16 protein-coding genes and 2 pseudogenes are annotated in these 19,767 nt (G+C 31.4%); all 18 read right to left on the bottom strand.

What is annotated here, in order from left to right:
* Positions 1 to 305: 305 nt before the first annotated feature.
* Positions 306 to 638 (bottom strand): cupin domain-containing protein, encoded by a 333-nt coding sequence (locus DWX29_RS08810; RefSeq protein ID WP_022088087.1) that lies wholly within the window; start codon positions 636 to 638, stop codon positions 306 to 308.
* Between the two features lie 62 nt (positions 639 to 700).
* Positions 701 to 2,107 carry a phosphoribosyltransferase family protein gene (locus tag DWX29_RS08805; protein ID WP_022088088.1) on the bottom strand — a complete coding sequence of 469 codons (1,407 nt, stop codon included), beginning with the start codon at positions 2,105 to 2,107 and terminating at the stop codon, positions 701 to 703.
* A gap of 255 nt (positions 2,108 to 2,362) precedes the next feature.
* Positions 2,363 to 2,449: pseudogene (locus tag DWX29_RS13140) on the bottom strand (hydrolase); the annotation flags it as partial.
* A gap of 66 nt (positions 2,450 to 2,515) precedes the next feature.
* Complete coding sequence (locus DWX29_RS08795) at positions 2,516 to 3,673, bottom strand: ATP-binding protein (RefSeq protein WP_118565664.1); 1,158 nt, start codon at positions 3,671 to 3,673, stop codon at positions 2,516 to 2,518.
* Positions 3,674 to 3,688: 15 nt separating this feature from the next.
* Positions 3,689 to 4,450, bottom strand: a complete 762-nt coding sequence (locus DWX29_RS08790) for a tRNA threonylcarbamoyladenosine dehydratase (protein ID WP_118565663.1) — start codon at positions 4,448 to 4,450, stop codon at positions 3,689 to 3,691.
* 276 nt (positions 4,451 to 4,726) lie between these two features.
* On the bottom strand, positions 4,727 to 6,106 hold the full coding sequence (locus DWX29_RS08785) for an aminopeptidase (protein WP_117910717.1): 1,380 nt from the start codon (positions 6,104 to 6,106) through the stop codon (positions 4,727 to 4,729).
* A gap of 292 nt (positions 6,107 to 6,398) precedes the next feature.
* Complete coding sequence (locus tag DWX29_RS08780; protein ID WP_118565662.1) at positions 6,399 to 8,435, bottom strand: ABC transporter permease; 2,037 nt, start codon at positions 8,433 to 8,435, stop codon at positions 6,399 to 6,401.
* On the bottom strand, positions 8,425 to 9,192 hold the full coding sequence (locus DWX29_RS08775) for an ABC transporter ATP-binding protein (protein ID WP_118565661.1): 768 nt from the start codon (positions 9,190 to 9,192) through the stop codon (positions 8,425 to 8,427). The genes DWX29_RS08780 and DWX29_RS08775 overlap by 11 nt, the downstream gene beginning before the upstream one ends.
* A 122-nt stretch (positions 9,193 to 9,314) precedes the next feature.
* Complete coding sequence (locus tag DWX29_RS08770; protein WP_118565660.1) at positions 9,315 to 10,328, bottom strand: sensor histidine kinase; 1,014 nt, start codon at positions 10,326 to 10,328, stop codon at positions 9,315 to 9,317.
* On the bottom strand, positions 10,325 to 10,993 hold the full coding sequence (locus DWX29_RS08765) for a response regulator transcription factor (RefSeq protein WP_118565659.1): 669 nt from the start codon (positions 10,991 to 10,993) through the stop codon (positions 10,325 to 10,327). Before DWX29_RS08765 ends, DWX29_RS08770 begins: the two co-directional genes overlap by 4 nt.
* Before the next feature lie 43 nt (positions 10,994 to 11,036).
* A pseudogene (locus tag DWX29_RS08760) lies at positions 11,037 to 11,105 on the bottom strand (L-serine ammonia-lyase, iron-sulfur-dependent, subunit beta); the annotation flags it as partial.
* 159 nt (positions 11,106 to 11,264) lie between these two features.
* Positions 11,265 to 13,697, bottom strand: coding sequence for a cation-translocating P-type ATPase (locus DWX29_RS08755; protein ID WP_022088098.1), 2,433 nt, complete (start codon positions 13,695 to 13,697; stop codon positions 11,265 to 11,267).
* Between the two features lie 293 nt (positions 13,698 to 13,990).
* Entirely contained in the window at positions 13,991 to 14,218 is a 228-nt protein-coding gene (locus DWX29_RS08750; RefSeq protein WP_118565658.1) for a histidine kinase dimerization/phospho-acceptor domain-containing protein, read from the bottom strand.
* A 300-nt stretch (positions 14,219 to 14,518) separates the two neighbouring features.
* Entirely contained in the window at positions 14,519 to 15,139 is a 621-nt protein-coding gene (locus DWX29_RS08745; protein WP_118565657.1) for a methylated-DNA--[protein]-cysteine S-methyltransferase, read from the bottom strand.
* A gap of 107 nt (positions 15,140 to 15,246) precedes the next feature.
* Positions 15,247 to 15,810, bottom strand: a complete 564-nt coding sequence (locus DWX29_RS08740; RefSeq protein WP_117910727.1) for a DUF6553 family protein — start codon at positions 15,808 to 15,810, stop codon at positions 15,247 to 15,249.
* Between the two features lie 23 nt (positions 15,811 to 15,833).
* Positions 15,834 to 16,862, bottom strand: coding sequence for a galactose ABC transporter substrate-binding protein (locus DWX29_RS08735; protein ID WP_022088102.1), 1,029 nt, complete (start codon positions 16,860 to 16,862; stop codon positions 15,834 to 15,836).
* Positions 16,855 to 17,823: a substrate-binding domain-containing protein gene (locus DWX29_RS08730; RefSeq protein WP_118565656.1), complete on the bottom strand. Its 969-nt coding sequence runs from the start codon at positions 17,821 to 17,823 to the stop codon at positions 16,855 to 16,857. Before DWX29_RS08730 ends, DWX29_RS08735 begins: the two co-directional genes overlap by 8 nt.
* Positions 17,810 to 19,699 carry a sensor histidine kinase gene (locus DWX29_RS08725; RefSeq protein ID WP_117910730.1) on the bottom strand — a complete coding sequence of 630 codons (1,890 nt, stop codon included), beginning with the start codon at positions 19,697 to 19,699 and terminating at the stop codon, positions 17,810 to 17,812. The genes DWX29_RS08730 and DWX29_RS08725 overlap by 14 nt, the downstream gene beginning before the upstream one ends.
* Positions 19,700 to 19,767: the final 68 nt, after the last annotated feature.

Raw genomic sequence — 19,767 nt, 5'->3', positions numbered from 1 at the left:
TTTTGTAAATTATAAATATTTTCTCTTCATTTCCCCTATAAATGCAGTCAGGACGATATCTACGTCCATGGTTCAGTATATCGATAAAAATACATTTTATTGCTAATTACATATTATTAAATATATCTGAGAAAATTATCATAAAAAAGCTCAAAAAAAGAGCAGTCGCTAACGATTTACTCATTTCTAATCTAAGTAGCAAATATTTTTTATACTTGTGTATGTGAAAACGAGTAATTCAAGCGACAACTCTTTTACTTCATTTAAATAATTAAATTTTCAAATTAAAAGTTCTAATATTTTTATTAAAAAATAACTACCAAAAGCATTTTAAACTGTTCTTTACCATGAACTGCATGTGGATGTTTTGCTGGCATTACAATTGATTCTCCTTCATGAAGTTCATATTTTTTTCCATCAATTGTAATTTCCCCAACTCCGTCAAGACATGTTACAAATGCATCTCCGCCTGATTCATGAGTACTTATTTCTTCACCTTTATCAAATGAAAATAATGTAACACTTACAGCATCATTCTGTGCAAGAGTCTTACTGACTACCTGTCCTTCCTGATAAGATACCTGTTCTTTTAAAGTCAGAACTTCTGCTTTACTAATATTTTTAATTAACTGTTCCATTTAATTCACCTCTTATATTATGCTACTGCTTATTATTTGCATTTGCATAAAAAATATTAATATTATTCTTTTCCATCCCAGCAATATGTACATAATTTACATTTATCTATTCCTACTGAATCTAACATATCATCTAATCTGTTAAATTTTAATGATGTGAAGTTAAGTTCTTTTCTGATTTCTTCAACCATACATTCATATTTTTCAGAATCCGGATTAGCATATTCTTCTAAAACTTCATCTGTTACATTTCCATTTTCAAGTCTCTCTATAACTCTTCTTGTAATTAATTCCATTTCTGATGATGAACGTGAGAAATTCAAATATTTACAGCCATATAATAATGGTGGGCATGCAGGTCTTATATGTACTTCCTTAGCACCACTCTCATATAAAAATTCTGTTGTTTCTCTAAGCTGTGTTCCTCTTACAATTGAGTCATCAATTAATAAAAGGCTTTTATCTTTAATTAATTCTTCTACTGCTAACAATTTCATTTTTGCAATTAAATTTCTCTTACTCTGAATTGTTGGCATGAATGATCGAGGCCATGTTGGTGTGTATTTGATAAATGGTCTTGAAAATGGGATTCCTGATTCATTTGCATAACCAACAGCATGTGCAATACCTGAATCTGGTACACCTGCTACAATATCAGGCTTAACATTATCTCTCTGTGCCATCTTCATTCCACAGTTATATCTCATCTGTTCTACACTTACACCTTCATATGAACTTGCCGGATAACCATAGTATACCCATAAAAATGTACAGATTTTCATATCATCACCTGGTTTTTGAAGAGTTATGCAATTGTTTTCTGTCATAACTACAATTTCTCCAGGACCTAATTCTTTATAATCTGTATATCCTAAATTTTTATAAGCAAACTTTTCAAATGACGCACAAAATGCACCTTCTTTTCTTCCGATTACAATCGGTGTTCTTCCGTATTTATCTCTTGCAGCATAAATTCCTGCATGATTCATAAGTAAGATTGATAATGAACCGTCTATTTTTTCAAGTGCGTAATTCATTCCTTCAATAAGGTTATCTTTCTGGTTTATAAGTGCTGCAACAAGTTCTGTTGCATTAATTTCTCCACCACTCATCTCCTGAAAATGTGAATGACCTTTGTCAAATAACATCTTTGTAAGTTCATCCATATTGTTAATCTTACTAACTGTTGTAAGTGCATATGTACCATGATGTGAACGTACAATTAATGGCTGTGGTTCATAATCTGAAATACAACCGATTCCGTATTTTCCCTTCATCGTCTGTATGTCTTTATCAAATTTTGTACGGAAAGGAGAATTTTCAATATTATGAATTGAACGATTGAATCCGTCTTCTCCATAAACTGCCATTCCACCACGTCTTGTTCCTAAATGTGAATGATAATCAATTCCAAAAAACAAGTCAAAAACGCTATCTTCTTTAGATGCCACTCCAAAAAATCCACCCATTAGTTATTACCTCGTATTCTATAATATATTTTACTTTTGTTTATCACCGTCTGCATTTTTAGACGGGATTCTAATCTCAACCAATATATTTTAGCAGAAAAGTTTATAAGGTTCTACTGTTTTGTAGCATAAATAGTAATTTTAATAAACAGTTTTGAAATATTTCCAACCAAGCATTTTTACTATTTATGGTCTGAATGTTTTTAATGCTTCTATTGTCTGTGTTATCAAATCATCCAATGTCCAGCCAAGCATATCTGCTCCACGCTCTCTCATTATTTCCTGTTCTTTTATGCAATGTTCCTCCGGATACATTTCAAAATCGAAATCATGTAAAATGCCGTTCCTACAAATAAGTAACTGCACATTATTGGAATTGATTTTATGAAGGCTGTTTCTATTTCCTTCTTATTCATCCTTTTTTTCTCCGTTGTTTTTCGGGAGATCATATGTATCTAAGAAATGATGTTTAACACCATCTTTTTTATATGCAACAACCGTATCTAAATTTACATTTTCTATACTCTTAAAAATATTTCCTTCTACATATGGATTTGTCTGCTTCAATGTTTTTATAAGTTCTTTAATTTCAACTCTCTTAGATCTGTTTTCTTCATTATTGCAGGTAGTACATGTATCGGTAAATTTGCATGCACACTGGATGAATCTTAAATTATTATAATCTCTCCACGCCTTAATATCATCTTCTCTTACAAGATATAATGGTCTGATTAATTCCATTCCCTCAAAATTTGTACTATGAAGTTTTGGCATCATTGTCTGAATCTGTGAGCCATAAAGCATTCCCATAAGAATTGTTTCTATTACATCGTCATAATGATGTCCTAAAGCAATCTTATTACAGCCTAATTCCTGAGCAAAATGATATAAATGTCCTCTTCTCATTCTTGCACACAAATAACATGGTGATTTTTCCACATTAAAAACTGACTCAAATATATCTGATTCAAATATATGAATAGGTATGTTTAACTTTCTTGCATTCTCCTCTATGACTTTTCTGTTAGCCGGGCTGTATCCCGGATCCATAACTAAAAATTTAACATCAAATTCAAATTTATTATGAAGTTTTAATTCCTGAAAAAGCTTAGCCATAAGCATTGAGTCTTTTCCACCTGAAATACATACCGCTATTCTGTCTCCCTCTTTTACAAGTTCATACTGATTAATTGCTTTTGTAAATTTGCACCAGATTTTTTTCTTAAACTTCTTACGAAGGCTTTGCTCAACATCTTTGCTTATATCCTCTGCTTCCTGCTGTTTCATCATATCTAAAAGCCATGCAACATACCCACCTTCAAGGCTTTCAGCATCATATCCCTTTTCCACAAGATTTTGTGCTACTTCAATACTATTCTGTCCTCTGCTGCAGCAAATAATTAATCTTTTTGTTTTATCAATCAATTCACTGTTTTCTATTTCTTCTGCCTGAATAGTTATTGCTCCCGGAATTTCTCCGTGTGCAATCTCTGATTCATTTCGCATATCTATTAACTGATATTCATCCGCGTTCATGGATTTTAACTGTTCTATTGAAACACTCATATATAATCTCCCATATTACCTTTGTATCTGTGCCAAATCTTTTAATACTTCTCCTGCGATAATTAATCCAACAACTGAAGGAACAAATGCTACACTTCCCGGAATATCTCTTCTTTCAGTGCATTTGTGCTTAGCACCCGGTGGGCAAATACAGTGAGTTCTACAGCTTGTTGCCATATCTTCAATTGGTCTCTTTGGCATTTCTTCTGAATAAACTACCTTTAATTTCTTAACCCCGCGCTTCTTTAATTCACGACGCATAACTTTAGCTAAAGGACAGACTTTCGTTTTATAAATATCTGCAACCCTAAACATTGTAGGGTCCAATTTATTTCCCGCTCCCATTGAACTTATAATAGGTATATTTAATTCTTTAGCCTTCATTACCAAAGAAATCTTTGCCGTGACCGTATCCACCGCATCTACAATATAATCATATTTGTCAAACGGAAATTCATCTGCATTTTCAGGAAGAAAGAAACAGTTATGGATTTCTACTTCTGCGTCAGGATTAATCTCTAAAATTCTTTCCTTCATAACTTCAGTTTTATATTTGCCTACAGTCTTTCTCGTAGCAATAATCTGCCTGTTTAAATTAGTAAGGCATACTTTATCATCATCTATAAGGTCAAAATGCATTACTCCACTGCGGACAAGTGCTTCACATACATATCCACCGACACCACCTATACCAAATATAGCCACTCTTTTATTTGCCAGTGTTTCCATTGCTTCTTTTCCAAATAAAAGTTCTGTTCTTGAAAACTGATTTAACATAATTTTTCTCTCTATCTTTCTACTGTGTTTTCTAATTTAATCAATCGGAAGCCGTTTTCCTACTGTTATAATAGGATTATTATAAAATTGCATAATATTTTTGTCAACGAATAATAAGCTGCGGTCTTATATGTCTAAATCATAAAACCACAGCTTATTATTGTACTATAAAATTGGTAATTGTTATATAAAAACCTGTATTTGAATTTTCAAATAAATTTCATCAAAGTAAGGGGTTTTTGCTCCTAACATCTTTAAATATAAACAACTTTATTTCTATGCGTCCTTTAAAAATGCTTTGTAGCATCTGTATGCTTCATATACATCTGCCTTGTTTGTTACTTCCCATGGGGCATGCATACTTAATACTGCCACACCACTGTCAATAACTTCCATTCCATATAATGCCATAATATAAGCGATTGTTCCGCCACCGCCTGCATCAACTTTTCCAAGTTCCGCCATCTGGAAATTAACACCATTATCATCCATAATCTTTCGCAAATCAGCTAAATATTCTGCATTTGCATCATTAGAACCTGATTTTCCGCCTCGTCCTGTGAATTTGTTAAATACAACACCTTTGCCCATAAATGATGAGCTGTTTTTCTGGAATACGTCTGCGTATAAAGGATCAAATGCAGCATTTACATCAGATGATAACATTCTGCTGTTTGCAAGGCATCTTTTAAGTTTAATTTCACTATATTCTCCTGTTAAATTAAGAAGTTCAGCTACTGTGTTTTCAAAGAATCTTGACTGCATACCTGTTGCACCAACACTTCCGATTTCTTCTTTATCTACTAAAAGGCAGCATGATGTTTTATCTACGCTTTCCATGTCAAGCATTGCAATTAAAGATGTAAATGCACAAACTCTATCATCCTGACCGTATGACATAATCATACTTCTGTCAAATCCCATTTCTCTTGCTCTGCCTGCAGGCACTACTTCAAGTTCAGCTGACATGAAATCTTCTTCTTCCATTTCATACTGTTCTTCTAAAATCTTTAAAACGCCTTTCTTTGTTGCTTCCTTCTCTTCATCATTTAAAGGAATTGTTCCAATTAATATATCAAGATTTTCACCTTCAACTACCTTAGTAGCTTTCTTTTCCATCTGGGCAGATGCAAGATGAATAAGTAAATCTGTTACACAAAATACAGGGTCTTCCGGTTTTTCTCCTATATTTACATCAATTGTTGTTCCATCTTTTTTTACAATAACACCATGTATTGCTAAAGGAAGTGTAACCCACTGATATTTTTTAATTCCACCATAATAGTGAGTATCTAAATATGCCATTCCTTCTTTTTCATATAAAGGATTCTGCTTTATGTCCATTCTTGGAGAATCCACATGAGCACCTAAAATATTCATTCCTTTTTCAAGTGGCTTATTTCCTATGTTAAATAAAGCAACTGTCTTATTCATGCATACAGCATAAATTTTATCGCCCGGCTGTAAAGTTTTATTTTCTTCCATCGCCTTTTCAATACTTATATATCCTTTTTCTTCTACTCTTCTTACTGTATCTTTTACACATTCTCTCTCAGTTTTACACTCTGACAAAAAATTAATGTAATCTGCATTTAACTGCTGTAATTCTTTCATCTGTGCTTCATCATATGTCTTCCATGCATTTTTTCTTTCCATATTGCTCATTCCTTTCCAAATCTATGTTCAAGACTTTTAAATCTTTTTCTATTTTTATTCTGCCACCATTTTAGAAGAATTATTTATACAAGTCAATATAAAGCACTATCCCCTTTTTTATAATTAACATTATTTCAGCGATACATTATTAAAAAAAATATATTCAAAAGTCATAACTCTTTTATAAATAATAATAGGAGGGCGTTGTTTTAGCGACGTCCTCCTTTATTTTATAAAAACAAAATATCAAATATGTGTATGAAATAATATTTATATATTAAACAAACACCAATTATTCCTTTATTATATTTTTACTGCAGAAATATGATATTAAGAAATATCCACCATATATTACAAGTAAAATTATTGCTGTCATACCAATTGATGGTCCAATCATTTTCGTTCCAATAAAATCAAGTATTTGTTTTGAAAACATCATTCCAAATATCGAATGAACAATTGCAAGTGCTAATGGGAATATGAAAAACAAAGCTGTCTGTCTGAACAATGCCTTATTAATCTGTTTCTCATCTGCACCAAGTTTTCTAATCATTCTAAATCTTTCCACATTATCTGCACTTTCTGATAATTCTTTCAAAGCCAGAATTGCTACACCTGATATCAGAAGAATAACTCCAATGTAAAGACCTATAAATGCACCTATTGCTCCAATACCAACTGCACTGTCTATAATATTATTTTTAGTATTAACCATTGGTACCATATAATTCCATCTAGTCTCATCATAAATCTTTTCTACTTTCTGTTCAAATTTTTCTACTTCTTTCTTATCATCCATAGAATAGTTAGCTGCAATAAATTCTCTTATTTTATGATTTTCATCAACTATGCCATCAGGAACAATTATTATTCCTGTATTTGAAGGATTTCCTGACATTTCTATAAAACCTTCTTGGCATTCCTTGTATTTTGGTATTAATTCATTACCAAATACATTAATTTTCACTCCTGCCTTTAACGATTTATTTCTTAATTTTATCATTGGACTATAGTCACATAAAACAATATACTCATCATCATTTAATTCAATAGTATCTTTTCCGTAAAATCTTGCAAGTCTGTTATAATCGCTAACTTTTACAATGTTCTCCGGTACCTCAAGCATTGTCGGAGAATCATCCTTTTCATCATTGTTTCCTAATGTGTCATTCAATGTAACATTTTCTGACTGATAAATATATAAATCTACATATTCCTTTAAATATGGTTCAATATTATAACCGTTTTCCTCAAAAAACTGAAAAATACTCTTATTAGAACTTTCAACTTCCTTCTTACCATATCCGTCTTCTTTGCTTAAATTTACAACTTTATTAAAGTTAATATCAGCCGGTACTCCCTGCTTTAAACTATCATTTAATGAATTCCTAATAGATAACCCACTTGAGAGTACACAAATTGTAATAAATAACATTAAACTTATTATTGTCATTGAAAATACATTCGTATTTACCCTGCTGCTCATTTGTCTGAAAGTAAATGTATTTAATCCTTTATAATAAATTCCTTTCATTGATGAAACAACTTTAAGTAATAATCCCGAAACTGACCAGAAAAATAGAAATGTACCAACACATCCCATTACAATATAAATTGCTAACTGTTTTCCGTTTGTTATTTTACTGTATCCTGCAGTAACGTTATAATATGCTATTATAAGCATTACAATAGAAATGGCGAAAATAATTCCACAGATAATAGGATTTTTTAATTTAATTTTCTCAGTCTTTCTATTACCCTGAAATAAATCAATTAATTTGCATTTATTAATACTAAAAGTATTAAATATAATTACAATTACATATATCAATGCAAAATTTAAAATGGTCTTTATACAAGCCTGACTTGAAAATACAAATTGATATTTTGACATGTCAGCCTGGAACATACTTGCTACCAGAAAACTTGTAAACTGAGAAGCTCCTATTCCAATAATTATTCCGACTACTAATGAAATAATTCCGATAATTAATGTTTCAAAGAATAGAATCAACGAAACTTTTCTCTTTCCCATTCCTAATACCAGATAAAGACCAAACTCTTTATTACGCCTCTTCATTAAAAATCTGCTTGCGTAAATTACAAGAAATCCTAATACACATGCAATGAACACACTAACCCATGACATAATCTGTGTTAATAATTTGACTATTTTCCTTGTGTCATTTGAAATTTTTAACATTGCCGACTGTGTTTCTATTGCATTAAATATATAAAATATTGCAACACCTAATATCAAAGTAAAAAAATAGATTGCATAGTCTTTCATACTTTTTTTAATGTTTTGAAATGATAATTTATAGAGCATCGCTTAAGTCACCCCCTAACAAAGTAACTACATCGATAATCTTATCGAAAAATTCCTTTCTTGTATCATCACCTCTATTTAATTCATTGAAGATTTTTCCATCTTTTATAAATATTACTCTTGATGCATAACTTGCTGTAAATGAATCATGAGTTACCATTAAAATTGTAGCTTTATAATATTTATTTAAGTGCGAAAATCTTTCAAGTAACATCTTTGCTGACTTTGAGTCTAATGCTCCTGTTGGTTCATCAGCTAATATTAATTCAGGATTTGTAACAAGTGCTCTTGCTGAAGCTACTCTTTGTTTCTGACCTCCTGACATCTGGTATGGGTACTTATTTAAAACTTCTTCTATTCCAAGTTGTGTTGCAACTTTTTTTACTGCTTCGTCAATCTTTGTTGCGGGTACATTCTGGATTGATAATGACAAAGCAATATTTTCATAAGCTGTTAATGTATCAAGTAAATTAAAGTCCTGAAAAATAAATCCTAACTTTTCTCTTCTAAATTTATTTAACTTGTTGCCTTTTAAGTTTGTTATGTCTTCACCGCCTACAAATATATGTCCGCTTGTCACCTTATCAATTGTAGAAATACAGTTAAGTAAAGTTGTTTTTCCACTTCCTGAAGCTCCCATTATGGCAACAAATTCTCCTTCATCCATGTCAAATGAAATATTGTCTATTGCTTTTGTAAGATTTAATTTGTTTCCGTAATATTTTTCTATTTGTTCGATTCTTAATATGCTTTCCATATTTAAATCTCCTTTCACATTTTTTATACTGACATAATTTTATATGAAAAACACATATTAGTCGTTTTTTTAATATTACATAACATTACAATTTTGTAATGTTACCATTTTAAATTATTTTCCTAAACCACCGTGTCAAAATAATCATTCTTTCCAAATGTTATTCTGACTTCAGTGTATTTTCCTTCCTCCGATTCAATATCTATTTTATGTCCAAGCTGCTCGCACAGTCCTTTCGCAATATAGAGACCCATTCCTGTTGATTTTGCATATTTTCTTCCATTTTCTCCTGTAAATGACTTGTTAAATACGCGTGATAAATCTCTTTTGGGTATTCCTATTCCATTGTCTAAAATATGCAGTACAACTCCCTCTTCACTCTTTTCACTATATATTTTCAATTCTTTTTCGCCATGGTCTTTCATGTATTTAAATGAATTACTCATTATCTGATTAATTATAAATTCCATCCATTTGTTATCTGTAACTACTTCGTTTTCGACATCGTTGGCAGAAAAATTTATTCCATTTTCAAGAATCATGTCTTTATTTTTCATTGCCACATTTTTTATTAAAGACTGTAACGAAACTTTTGTAAATTTATAATCTTCTTTTGCATTTTCCGACCTAACAAAATAAAAGACCTGTTCCGTATAGTCATCAATTCTTTTAATTTGTTCTACGTATTTTTTATCCATTTTGTCATTATGACACATGAGTCTAAGACTTGCTATTGGAAGTTTGACCTCATGAACCCACATTTCCACGTAGTCCTTAAAATCATTAACACTGTTTTCATAAATTTTAACATTTTCAATCATTGATTTATTTATATCCTGCAAAACCTGATAATGAATTTTGCCCTCATAAAAATCCGGTTTCCTGATGGTTTCACATATAAAGTACTTTTTATCAAGCCCATCCGTATTCTTTATAAGTTCATCATAATATTTCTTTTTTCTAAAAAAATCCCATAATATAGAAAATGTAAATGCAAATAGCCATAGCGTTACATACATTACTATGGCTTCAAATTTTATTTTAAATATGGAAAATATCAAAAATGTAATTAACAAAAATGCTATCCATATTACTATTGATATTTTATTGTCTTTTATATATTTGCCAAACTTCATGTTAAACAATACCCCTGTTTTTTTCTTGTTTCTATTGCATCTTCGTATCCTATCTCTGTCAGTTTTCCCCTTAATCTGCTAATATTTACAGTAAGTGCATTATCATTTACAAATTCATTGTTATCCCACAAATCAGTCATTAACTCATCTCTAGATACAATACGGTTTCTATTATTAAGAAGCATCTGGAAAATAATCATTTCATTCTTTGTAAGAACCAGCTCCTGCCCATTTCTGCTTATTGTTCCTTTACTAAAATTTACCTGAGCATCTTTGTAATTTGCAATATTTTTTCCACTGTCCGCTCTCTTTAATATGGCTGCAATTCTTAACAACAAAATTGTTGGGTTATATGGCTTTGTTATGTAATCATCTGCTCCATAACTCATAGACAGGACTTCATCTGTTTCACCTGTTCTGCTTGTAACCATAATAATTGGAACATCCGATGTTTTTCTTATTTCACGAAGCAGCATTTCTCCATTTATTCCCGGAATATTTATATCAAGCAATAATAAGTCTGCATTTTTTTCTAATATATCATTCTTTGCATTATCAAATTGCTCTAAATACTCTGCTTCATAACCTTCATTTGTCAGAAGCTCTGTTAGCTCCTGGCAAATTGTTTTTTCATCTTCTATAATCAATATTTTTTTCTTTGCCATTTTTACCCCTTATTTATTTTAAATAATTCTTTGCTGATTCAGTAACCGCACCTGCTGTATGAGAACTAGAAGGACCCACCATTATCGGTCCAACAATATCAAATATATCCATATTCTACTCCTAACCATATACTAACATTTTTGTTTATTATATACCCACATATCTAATAAATACAGTATTTTACCTCTTATTTTATATAGGACATTATAGTTTATACATAAAAATAATACTGAGCTAACATTAAGTAGCTCAGTATTTGTGCCTTTAGTTTTATAACATTTTTTCTTTTTTTCTTTTTTCTATTCTTCTTGTTATTCTTTTTCCAATCTTTTCAATTATCATTGTTCCGTATCTCATCATTGGTTCAGTAACAATTGCAAATACGACAAACAGCATAATGCATTTTGTTGACATTCCTCTAATTGCAAATAAATCACCTAAATATATGCTGCACAATAATAGTCCGATTATGCTTCCTCCCCATACGCACCAGCGAAGTGTGTTCATCGGTTTACTTATATTGTATAAAATCATAAATCCAACTATCGATAAAAGCATAGTGCATGCTGTAGATATATCCGTCTCGTTTACTTCAAATACCTGTCCAAATACAACCAGTGCTCCAACCACCAACACATCTGTAATTCCCGCCGGAAGTGCCTTTATTAAGACATTCGTCAGGAAACTACCCTGTATAATGTTTTTATTCGGTTGCAATGCTAAGAAGAATGCCGGAATTCCTATTGTAAACATACTGATAAGCGAAACCTGAGATGGCTCTAAAGGATAATTTATCATAAAGCACACTGAAAACAGTGACAACAAAAATGAAAATATATTCTTTACTAAAAACAGACTTGCTGAACGCTCTATGTTATTTACAACTCTTCGCCCTTCCAAAACAACTGAAGGCATTGATGCAAAATTTGAGTCAAGTAATACTAATTGAGATGCCTGAGCCGCTGCATCACTTCCTGACGCCATAGCCACTGAGCAATCCGCATCTTTTAATGCAAGCACATCATTTACACCATCCCCTGTCATTGCAACAGTTCTTCCTGCTTTCTTTAGTGCCTGCACGAACTGTCTTTTCTGGTTTGGTGTAACTCGTCCAAATACTGTATATCTAAGCACTGCTTCCTGAATGTCTTCTTCACTCTCAAGCGTTGTTGCGTCTATATATTTTTCAGCATTTTCAATTCCTGCCTGTTGTGCTACCTGCGACACTGTAATAGGATTATCACCGGAAATTACTTTTATTTCAACACCCTGATTCGCAAAATAATTAAATGTTTCAGGTGCCTCTTCTCTTATTGGATTTGACAAAAATACAAGAGCAATAGGTACAACCTTTTCTGTCAGTTCTTTTCCATTTATTTCGCCATCATATTTTCCAAATACAAGTACTCTATATCCTTCACTACTGTAATTTTCTATTTCTTCTTTATATTTTTCATAGTCATCTCTAAGGACAAATTCCGGTGCGCCTAAAACATAATTTGCATCATCAAATGCTGCACCTGAATATTTAAATTCTGACGAAAATGAACTTATTGATACTGCCTTTTTTCCTGATGGAGAATTAAAATAATTCTTAATTGCTTCCATAGTTATATTATCACTTGACATTCCTGCCGCAAAATCACTAAGCATTTCTTTAATAGATGGCATATTTTCTTTATCATATCCGTCCATTGGAACTGTACCGTTAACTTCCATTGTATTTTCAGTTATAGTTCCTGTCTTATCTACACACAAAACATTTACCCTTGCTAAAGTTTCAATGCACTTCATATCATGCACAAGAACTTTTTTCGATGCAAGTCGCATTACACTTACAACTAATGCCACGCTTGCAAGCAAATACAAACCTTCCGGAATCATTCCTATAACTGCAGCTACCATAGAAGTAATGCTCTTGCTAAATGATGCTTTCGCAAATATAAACTGCTGTCCAAAAAGCAATACTCCAATCGGTATAATTATAATACCTACAACTCCTACTAATTTGTCTAAAACACGAATCATTTCTGACTGTTCTTCGTGGTTCATTGCCTTTGCTTCTAATGTAAGTTTTGATATATAGGAATCTTCGCCTACTCTATCAAGTCTTGCATAACACTCTCCTGAAACAACAAAGCTTCCTGACATTAATAGATCCCCCGGTTTCTTTGTTATTTCATCAGATTCACCTGTAAGTAATGATTCATTTGCTGAGACCTCACCTTCAACTACGATGGCATCAGCACATATCTGATTGCCTGCCTTAAAAAGTACAATATCATCAAGAACAAGTTCTTCTGCAGGAATCTCCCATTTTTGTCCGTCACGAACAACTACTGCCTTTGGTGCATTTAATACCGAAAGCTTGTCCAAAGTATTTTTTGCTCTTATTTCCTGAAAAATACCAATGCATGTATTAGCAATGATAACCGGTAAAAATGTAAGATTTCTAAAAGAACCTGCCACAATTAATAATACAGCAAGTACCGCAAATACTAAGTTAAAATACGTAAATACATTACTTTGTATTATTTCCTGTACAGATTTTGATGGTGGATCAACCGGTTCATTTGTCCATCCATTTCTAGTATATTCTTCAACCTGTTGTCTGTTTAATCCATTATTAACGTCAGCCATGTATCTGTTAGTTTGCACACGTTCACGATGTTCTTTATTTTTTCTAAATTCTTTATCCTTCATATACGCTCCTAGATTATAATGCCATGTTCTAAAAATCTAAGCCCACATATATCTATTCATAAGTGGGCGAATGACTTTTGACGGATTGTAAGAGTTCGTAACACAGAACAATCCGTAAGCATCAAAGTCGTGTTTTTAACCTCGATATCATTTTATAACAATATTTTACCAATTTTTTTAGTTAATATCGTAAAGAATTTATTAAAATTATGTTACTTTTTTTAAATAATATGGTTGTAAGACTTAATATAGAATTATTAATGTAATAAAATTAATATAAACTACTACTTTTTTTACAGTGGCAATAGATACTTTCTTAATAAAAACTGTGATAAATTTTCTGCCTTATTCAAATATTCATCAACAAGATTTGGATTAACTTTATGAGCTTTCGCAAGACTTAACATACCTATAATTCCATTCATAGGAGTTCTTATTTCATAAGACATATTTGATAAGAAGTCTGTCTTTGCCTGACTTTCTTTTTCTGCACTTTTAAGTTTCTCATTAATCTTCTGCAATTCTTCATGATAAGATGTAATATCTTTAAATTTTAAATAAGAAATTTTTATATCTAATTCTTTGATTTTTTTGCTGAAGATTTTTATACACTTTCAATTTCTGAAGATTATTTATTTATCTTGATTTGACTTATAATTATACTGAACCTATGGGACGAATACGGTGCCCCGACCGCCTTTGCAGAAAGTATGAAGATAAAAATATTCCATACTCTTTTGTCCCTTATATTCAATACTTTTTTTAATCTCCATTTTCCATACTTTTATAAATGCCCATATACCTATACTACTTTAAATACCCTATATTCCATACTTCTTTAAATCAACTTTTCCATTTACTACTTCAACCCCATCGGCTTCAAGTAATTTTGCCTGAGCTCCTTTTCCACCAAAAGCAAACTCTCCTGCCAATTCTCCTTTAGAATTAACTACACGAAAACATGGAATATTATCCGGGTCCGGATTTTTATGAAGTGCATTTCCAACTGCTCTTGCCATTTTAGGTTCGCCTGCCATTTCTGCAATTCTTCCGTAAGTTGCCACATGACCTTTTGGGATTTTCTTAACCGCCTCATAAATTCTTTTTGTCGGGCTGTCTGTGATAATATCATAACTTTCAGATATCATTCTCTTTATTTCTTTTTCGGGAACAGTTCCATCAAGAATTATTGTACTCCAATGTTCTTTATTTTGATGATATCCGGGAATTACAGATTTATAGGTTTCTCTCCAAAAATCTCTCCATTCAGGGTTAACTTTTATATTTAAGTTGATAAATCCATCTCTTTCATATATCCATAAAAATGCCTTCTTGCTTTTCTTTACTCTTACAAGCTGCCAATTAGTATCTCTAAATGGTGTTTCTACATATGTATCTTTAAATGTCAAACCAAATTCTACTGCTTCCTGTCTTGTTCTCAATATCTTTTTCCTCTTTATGATTAATCTTAAACTCTTTTTTTCTTGTAGCTTCATTTTTATTTGCTATTTAACACTATAAAATTTTATATTATTCCACACTTTCAAAATTATTTCGTAAGAAAATGTTCTCTGTTAGGATACTTTTCTCTGTACGCTACCAATGCGGCTTTTTGCAAAATAGAAAATTCTTTATCTAAATTAAATGCATGTGGAGTGGAAAATGCAATCGCACTTATTTGTTCAGCGATTTTTTTTGCTATTCCTTCATCTGATAACTGTCCCATTCCAAAAACTGCTGACGTAAATCCTCTTCCATTTTTACTTACTTCTATAAATTTAAAAAATACATTTTTAAGTTCCAAAAACAAAATTTCACGCTTTTCATCCTGTATTTCATCTGAATTCAATAAACATAAGCCATTAATTATTTCATACAACTGCTTTCTTTTGCTTCCACTAATATCTACAGAATTACCCTCAGATAAATATTTCATTTCCATGAGGTATCCAACAAATTTATCTTTTTTAGGTTTCCTTTTTCCATATCTTGCAATCCATAATTTTTCTCTAAATGAATCAAGTTCACTATTATCTTTATTATCATTTAATATTCTAAGTCTGTTGTCTGCATTTGTTTCATTATAAAATTCTTCTATCCATGTATTCTGCATATTTCCGTTTTTCTCCATATTTATTATCTACTTATAAAATCATCTACATTATTAATATCAACTTTTTTATATTGGGATACATAATATTTCCCACTATCCAAGTTGTGTTTTTTCAAATCATTTCCTTTAAAAATATCCACAACTAATTTTGCTATTTCCATAGACTGGTCTTCCTTATCGTTGTACACAGTCCCCTGCATTTGACCTTCTTTTACTGCAATTAATGCATCATTAAGTCCATCTATTCCACATATAATAGGCCATTCATCCTCGCCATAACCTGATTTTTTATAAGCTTCCACTGCACCAATCGCCATCTCATCATTATTTGAAATAATCATTTCTATATTGTTGCCATACTGATCTATTAGCTGTGTCGTTCTATTTTCTGCCTGTCCTCTGTTCCAATCAGCAAATTGGTAACTAAGTTTTTCTAAATTAATTCCATTATTAATAATTGTTTTTACTGAACAGTCTGTTCTGCTTATTGCATCCTGATGCCCGGCCTCACCCTCTAGCAAAACATATTGTATTTTTCCATCATTATTTTTATCTACATTTTTATTCGCTTTTATATAATCTGCTGCAATCTGTCCCTGCATTACTCCTGACTGTTCTGCATCACACCCAACATAATATAATTTGTTCCATTGCATCAAATCCTCTTTTACCGGTTCTCTGTTAAAGAAAATAATTGGAATATTATTCTGTCTTGCCAGTTTAATAATTTTACCCGGAGCTGTTCTGTCAACTAAATTAACACACATTATATCGCAACCTGCATCAATCATTTCCTCAACAACTTCATCCTGATCACGCTGACTATCATCTCCATTTTTTTCAGACACTATTATTCTAAAATTATCATTTTCCATTGACTTTAGATTATCTTTAAGTTCCTGTGTCATTGCATTTATGAATGGATCATCCTGCGTGTATGTTACAACACCTACCCTAAGTGTTTCATTAAAATTTTTTTCTTTTTTCTGACATCCTGTAAAATTGTAAATCAATACAAATGCCATTATTAAACTAACAATTCTTTTATTCATAAGAATACAAAAACCTTTCTATTTCATTAGAAAATAAATCATTTTGATAAAGTTCTTTTGAATCAACATCATAGCCTTTCATGGTGTAAAATGAATTATTAATTTTCTTACTTATTTCTTTTACACTATTGTATCCAATCTCATATCCATCAGGAATAATAAGACATTTTACATTGCCATGCTGAAGCAAATTTAATGATTTCGTACTATTTCCAATACCATATATCTGCGCTCCGTTATATATTCCATTATCGCTTTTTTCGCCTAAGTCATCTAAAGAATAATTATCCATAATAACTAAATAATCTACTTTATCCTTGCCATTTACAACATCACAAATATCCTGCTCCGTTTTACCATTATATGTCCAACCTATATCTATGTTAGTCCCTTCTATGGCATCACAAAATCCTTTATATTTGTCAATGGTTTCTTCTTTCGCATACTGGGCAAAAACAATGCCTGCTTTCTTATTTTCTTTTTCGCCTGAATCTGCTATCAGTCTTTTTCCTATCTCATATCCGATATTGTAGTGATTAGGTTTTATTACCGGATAGCCTGATTCACCACCATTCCCACTCACAAAAACATCTTCTGTAATTAACATGAATGGTATTTTGCCGCATACATTTTTTAATTGTGTTCTCGTATCGCTTCCTGGTGCAGGGCAAATAATAAACCCATCTATATTATTTTGCTTCTGCTCATTTATTAATTCGATTTCATCTTCTACTTCCTCAATATCATCTGTGTTACATATTATTAAATGTATTTCATTTGCCTTAGCTGAATCTTTTAGTCCTTTAATAAGTGCCTCCCAATTTTTATCTCCTGAATTTGGTATAATTACTGCCACTTTTTTTTCAGGAGTATTCTGGTCAAATATTTTAGTAATAAAAAATATTGCCATAACACAAAGTAATATTTCTGCAATAAGAAAGGCTATTTTATTTTTTTTCATTTTCAACCTTCCTTTCTACATTTTGTTTTTCTAAATTTGTGAGATTACTTTCATTATATGGAATTGCAGGTATATGAATTGTAACCTTTGTTCCTTCGTCAGCTTCACTTTCTACACTTAATCCATATTCATTGCCAAACATTAGCTTAATTCTTGAATGAACGTTTATGACACCAACTCCTGAACCATGTTTAGGTGTTTTATTATTATCCTTAAGAATATTTTCAACCTCTTCTTCTCTCATTCCCATTCCATTGTCTTCAACGGTTATAAAGATTTCATTATCTATCTTTTTACCTCTGACAATTATTTCACCGTCATCATCTATATCCATATTTCCTACACCATAATATATAGCATTCTCTAACAATGGCTGAATAACAAGTTTCACAATACAATAGTCATTAATTTCATCATCTATTTCAAATCTGATTTTGAATCGTTCTTTATATCTTGCCATCTGTATATTCATATAGCTTCTGCTGTGTTGTATTTCATCAGATATTTTTATGATTGTTCTTCCTTTAGACAAACTTATACGCAATAACTTAGCAAGTTCTGATATCATAAACACAGCTTCTTTATTTTTATTTGCCTCAACCATCCATGTAATTGATTCGAGCGTATTGTATAAGAAATGCGGATTAATCTGACTTTGCAATGCATCCATTTCGCTTTTTCTTAGTTCAGTCTGCTGCCTGATTATTTCCTGCATTAACTCTTCTATCTGTTCATATGATTTTCGCACTGAATATCCTAAATGTCTTATTTCCGATGAACCACCTATATAAATATCATTTTTTCCACCTGCTTCATACGCCTTAACAGATTCATTCAGGTTAAGTATTGGTCTTGATATTTTTCTTGATATAATTCTGTTTACCTCAAGAAGCATCATCACTAAAATAATTACAGTCGTAATTATATAATACCTGAATTGCTTTATACTCACTGTCTGTACCTTGTCCGGAATTACACCTACTACCTTCCATCCTGTGTATGAAATACTGCTTATTATATAATTATTTTTATGTCCATTAAACTCTAATTCATGTATTCCTTCTTCACATTTTGCCATTTTATTATTATTTTCCTTAAAAATACCCCTGTCTATCTCAGTTATTCTAGGATGATAGATAATTTGTCCATCTGAATCGCATAAATAATAATAAATTCCATTTGAATCTTTATTGATTCTATCTAAAGTTTCTTCAATGATTGAATATTTCATATCCACCAGTAGTACTCCACTTACCGGCTTTTCCCCATCATTTACATCCACCGAACGGCTCAGCGACACAACCCGATAATATTTATAAGCACCATCTTCAAACAGATTCTGTATATGAGGAATAGAAAAATGAATATTTTCAATTTCACTTTTAGCCATACTAAACCAACTCTGACTTTTAACATCAACATTATCTTTTTCAGATGCTATAGGCTCTGATGCTATCAGATTTCCGGAATTGTCATATAGTGCCATACTTTGAATCTTATCTGAATTAATTTCATACAATAAACTAAACTGTCTGTTAAACTCCTGACTCGAAACATCATATTGCTGAACTATATTGTAATTTGCAGCATTTGAAATCTGTCTTATATTTAATAAGTCAGAGTCCATTTTATCTACTATACTGTCTATAATTCCCTGTGTACTTGATATTAAAGTTTCTTTATTTGAAATTTTAAATCTATTATAAATAAGCATTCCCATAACAATAGTTGTCACTATTGTTAACGTTGTAAAGACCGCCATGATAATAGATTGAATGTCTAATCTAATAAATTCGCCACGGTGAAACCAGCTTCGAAATCTTTTTATTTTTACATTTTTGCTTTCTTTTTTTTTAACTTTATTCAATCTTCCCATATTCCCTGTATATATTATGATGTTTGGGGCAAAAGCCCCGATTTTGATGACTACGGATTGTTTCATGC

Source organism: Eubacterium sp. AF19-12LB (assembly GCF_003479125.1).
GTDB classification, from domain to species: Bacteria; Bacillota; Clostridia; order Lachnospirales; family Lachnospiraceae; genus Eubacterium_U; species Eubacterium_U album.
This window is presented reverse-complemented; position numbering and strand designations above follow the sequence as displayed.

Bases quoted from the DNA above. Each gene is read 5' to 3' on its own strand.
- DWX29_RS08810 (WP_022088087.1), bottom strand. From the start codon at position 638: ATGGAACAGTTAATTAAAAATATTAGTAAAGCAGAAGTTCTGACTTTA.
- DWX29_RS08805 (WP_022088088.1), bottom strand. From the start codon at position 2,107: ATGGGTGGATTTTTTGGAGTGGCATCTAAAGAAGATAGCGTTTTTGAC.
- DWX29_RS08795 (WP_118565664.1), bottom strand. From the start codon at position 3,673: ATGAGTGTTTCAATAGAACAGTTAAAATCCATGAACGCGGATGAATAT.
- DWX29_RS08790 (WP_118565663.1), bottom strand. From the start codon at position 4,450: ATGTTAAATCAGTTTTCAAGAACAGAACTTTTATTTGGAAAAGAAGCA.
- DWX29_RS08785 (WP_117910717.1), bottom strand. From the start codon at position 6,106: ATGGAAAGAAAAAATGCATGGAAGACATATGATGAAGCACAGATGAAA.
- DWX29_RS08780 (WP_118565662.1), bottom strand. From the start codon at position 8,435: ATGCTCTATAAATTATCATTTCAAAACATTAAAAAAAGTATGAAAGAC.
- DWX29_RS08775 (WP_118565661.1), bottom strand. From the start codon at position 9,192: ATGGAAAGCATATTAAGAATCGAACAAATAGAAAAATATTACGGAAAC.
- DWX29_RS08770 (WP_118565660.1), bottom strand. From the start codon at position 10,328: ATGAAGTTTGGCAAATATATAAAAGACAATAAAATATCAATAGTAATA.
- DWX29_RS08765 (WP_118565659.1), bottom strand. From the start codon at position 10,993: ATGGCAAAGAAAAAAATATTGATTATAGAAGATGAAAAAACAATTTGC.
- DWX29_RS08755 (WP_022088098.1), bottom strand. From the start codon at position 13,697: ATGAAGGATAAAGAATTTAGAAAAAATAAAGAACATCGTGAACGTGTG.
- DWX29_RS08740 (WP_117910727.1), bottom strand. From the start codon at position 15,810: ATGCAGAATACATGGATAGAAGAATTTTATAATGAAACAAATGCAGAC.
- DWX29_RS08735 (WP_022088102.1), bottom strand. From the start codon at position 16,862: ATGAATAAAAGAATTGTTAGTTTAATAATGGCATTTGTATTGATTTAC.
- DWX29_RS08730 (WP_118565656.1), bottom strand. From the start codon at position 17,823: ATGAAAAAAAATAAAATAGCCTTTCTTATTGCAGAAATATTACTTTGT.
- DWX29_RS08725 (WP_117910730.1), bottom strand. From the start codon at position 19,699: ATGGGAAGATTGAATAAAGTTAAAAAAAAAGAAAGCAAAAATGTAAAA.